Origin of the sequence: Flavobacterium sp., assembly GCF_031363805.1 — a bacterium.
Lineage (GTDB): Bacteria > Bacteroidota > Bacteroidia > Flavobacteriales > Flavobacteriaceae > Flavobacterium.
Genome location: NZ_JANLVD010000119.1, coordinates 1 through 3,551, shown reverse-complemented (window position 1 = coordinate 3,551; position 3,551 = coordinate 1). Strand labels below are relative to the sequence as shown.

The window sequence follows — 3,551 nt, the reverse complement described above, 5'->3', positions numbered from 1 at the left end:
GAAATGATACGTAGTGCGGGAGCCTCAGGAATTATACTAATTGAAGGTTTCAGCCCTTCGATTGTCATGGATGGCACACCCAATGCAAAATCGTTTAGCGACAAATCTTTTGCAGATATTGTACGTGAGTTGTCAGCCAATTATCCGCAGCAAGAATTAAAACCAAATATTGACTTTTCAAACGATAGTTCACTGCCTTACACCGTTCAATATGGCGAAAGCGATTTTGCTTTTTTATCCAGAATGGCTCAGAAAAAAGGAGAATGGTTTTATTATAATGGTGAACAAACTTTTTTTGGCAGACCAAAATCAAAAAATATCGACTTGGTGTACGGACACAGTTTGCACAAACTAAGCATTGGCATACAAGCCAAACCACTGGGTTTTGAATATGTGGGCTACGACCCAAGCAGTGCCGAAACTCAAAAAGCCAATTCAAAAGAAATCAATTTTCAAACGCAAGGTTACACAAAATCGGTATATGATGCGTCTAGAAAAATGTATCCCAACACAGCTACCAGCTTGTATGGTAACCCAATGCAAGAAGGCATGTCGAGAAATCATTTGGTTAATAGAGTGACCACACAATTGCAGTCTAAAACTTCCAATTTGGTGGTTGCCAAAGGCGAAAGTGACGAAACTGGCATTCGAATAGGCGATGTTTTGGTCATTACAGAATCCTCATTTTCATCCACAGGGAATGCTTCCGATGGTGTAAAAGAACAAAATTTTGGTAGTTATATTGTAACCGAAATCACACACAATTGTGATATTTCTGGTCGCTACTTCAATACTTTCGAAGCCGTTCCAGACAGTATTTTGTCGCCACCATACAGCAATGTATTTCAAATTCCACAGGCAGACACACAACCAGCGGTAGTCATAGACAACAATGATCCAAAAGGCTTGGGCAGGGTGCAAGTACAAATGATGTGGCAAAAAGACAATAGTGCCAACACGCCATGGATTCGAATGACAAACCCACACGCAGGTGGTGGGAAAGGAATGTATTATATTCCAGAAATAGGCGAAGAAGTTTTGGTAGGATTTGAAAATAACAATGCCGAAAAACCGTTTGTATTGGGTGCAATGTACAATGGCAACGAAAGTTCAGGATACAATACCGAAGGCAACGATCAAAAAGTAATACAAACCCGTTCTGGAACTAAAATTATAATGAACGACGCCATTGGTAGCGTGTTTATTGAAGACCCTAGTGGCAATACATGGCTGATGGATGGAAAAGGAAATATAAGTGCCAATGCTCCGAATGATTTCACAATAAATGCAGGAAAAAATATAAGCATTACGGCAGGAATGAACATTTCTACTTCAGCTGGCGTGAATATTTCTGAAAATGCAGGGGTCGATAAATCTACTTCTATTGGAATGATGCATAATGTGTTTGTGGGTGGAAATAGTGTGATGAATGTTATAGGTAAATTAACTGAATATATTGAAGGTGATGTACATTCTGAAACAAAACAAGAACGAACGCATATTAGTGAGGGAAAAGTTACTTCTCAAAGTACAGGTTCTCATGAACAACACTCTAAAAAAGAAATAAAAAATAATGCTGCTGAGAAATCTAAACTTTTTTAAACTATGAGTAGAGTTAGATATGTTAAAGGTAATGTGGTAGAAATTACTGGTGGTAATTATAAAGTTTACAGTAATGATAACATTGAAATTCATTCAGGAGATAAAATAATTCAAACTGGTGAAGAAAAAGGGGTTAGTTTTGGAAAGCCTAAAAGCCCTCCAGCACCAGAAATTGTTGCTAAATGTGTTGTGGAATTTAGACCACACAATAATTGGACAGGTGAGTTTGGTTTTGACTGGATGAGAATGGCAGATACTGGATTATCTGGGGACTTGTGGTACAAAACAATTATTGGTAAAAAAATAAACGATACTCCAAGTGTTGCCGATGAAAAAGAATACAAAAAATTGATGCAAAAATTTACTGTTATGAAAGTAAATTTTACTAAAGATTTTTATATAATTCCTTGGCTGTCTCTTTACAAAGGAAAAACGGCAAAATTGAGTTTAAAATTGAACATTAAAGAATCGCCAAAAAAATTTGAGTTTAAATATGATGATAAATTGTTTAAACTAAATCATACTGAAATTAGCAAAAAAAGCAAGGGCAAACATACATTGCCCGATTATTTACAAATAACTTGTATTGAAACTTTTAATCAAGACAAATTTATTGACGTATTAGCCGATAGTCAATTAGTAGGTAGAATTAAAGTACATAAAAACGGAAAAATTGACCGCAAAAAATTAAATGTTCTTTTGGTAAAAGTTAGAACGAACGTTCGCAGTACTCCTAAGGGCGAAATTGGTGATATCACAAGCGAAAAATCAAAATTAGAAAAACATTTACGACAAGCTTTAATAACACCAAATGTTGTAGAAGAGTTTGCAGACTTATCAAAAGATGCAACTTTCAATAAAACATTGGTTAAAACTGGTTTTATAACTTATGGAACAGATGCTAAAGGACATAGTTTGTTACACAACTATATGCTTAAAAATTATGATTTTAAAAAGAAATATCCCAACCACTTTATAATCTACGTTTTTGGTCTATCAGGCGTTAGTAGTGGCACTCCCGCTGGTGGCGAAGCTTATGATATCAATTCGGACAATTCAGTTGTTTTTGATATTGCATCTAGAAAATCAACTTGTTTGGTACATGAACTTTTACATAGCTTAGGATTGTATCATTCCTTCGATACCTCTGGTGAGTTTACCTTCAAATACAAACAGACAGAAAATATTATGGATTATTCAGATACTCGGCGCACTATTTGGAAATGGCAATGGGATTTAATCAGAAAACATTCATTAGTAAAACCTGAATAATATGAAAAAAATCCTGCTATTGTTACTATTTTTATTAATTATGATGTCTTGTAATGGTCAAAAAGATAAAGATGAAACAAATAAAAAAACAGAAAAAAAACTAATAACAAAAAAATATATCATGAAAAAGTTTGACATAGCGTTATTTAATAAAAATCAAGAAAGCGGGGTGTGGAGTTTTAGTGATAAAAGTGGAAATAAAGTTGAACAAACAAAAATAGGCGATGATGGATATACGATAGAAACAAATTTTAAAGATAAAGTTTTTATTTTAAGTGAGTCATATCATAATAATGGCATTTTTGCTGGAGAGGGAATTAACTTTCCTCGTGGATTTTTAAAAGGAATTTGGGTATTTAGTAACGAGAAAGGCGAGATTACAAAAAAAGTAGATTACGACAAACCTTATGAAAATTATCCATGGGAAAAAGTAGAAGCTTATTTAATAAGTAGAAAAGTTAATTTAAAAGACAATTACACCAAAGTTTGGAGAGAGGAAAATAACGATGGTATATTCTGGATGGTAAGTTGGGATGCTCAAAAACTTTCGAAGATTGGTACAAAAACAATAACCAATATTGTTATAGATGTAAAAGCGCAGAAAATTATACCAATTATGTATATAATTTAGTCTAAATAATCAAAAAAAATAATAAAAACTACATAAATTCTTAATA

General features: G+C 33.7%; 3 protein-coding genes. All 3 read left to right on the top strand.

The window, feature by feature from the left end; genetic code table 11:
• A partial coding sequence (locus RMN92_RS07060) for a phage baseplate assembly protein V (protein WP_309608759.1) occupies nt 1–1,602 on the top strand: 1,602 nt, incomplete at its 5' end.
• Nucleotides 1,603–1,605: 3 nt separating this feature from the next.
• Nucleotides 1,606–2,874, top strand: a complete 1,269-nt coding sequence (locus RMN92_RS07055) for a hypothetical protein (protein ID WP_309608758.1) — start codon at nt 1,606–1,608, stop codon at nt 2,872–2,874.
• Between the two features lies 1 nt (nt 2,875).
• A complete protein-coding gene (locus RMN92_RS07050; protein ID WP_309608757.1) occupies nt 2,876–3,505 on the top strand; it encodes a hypothetical protein in 630 nt (209 codons plus the stop codon).
• Nucleotides 3,506–3,551 lie beyond the last annotated feature (46 nt).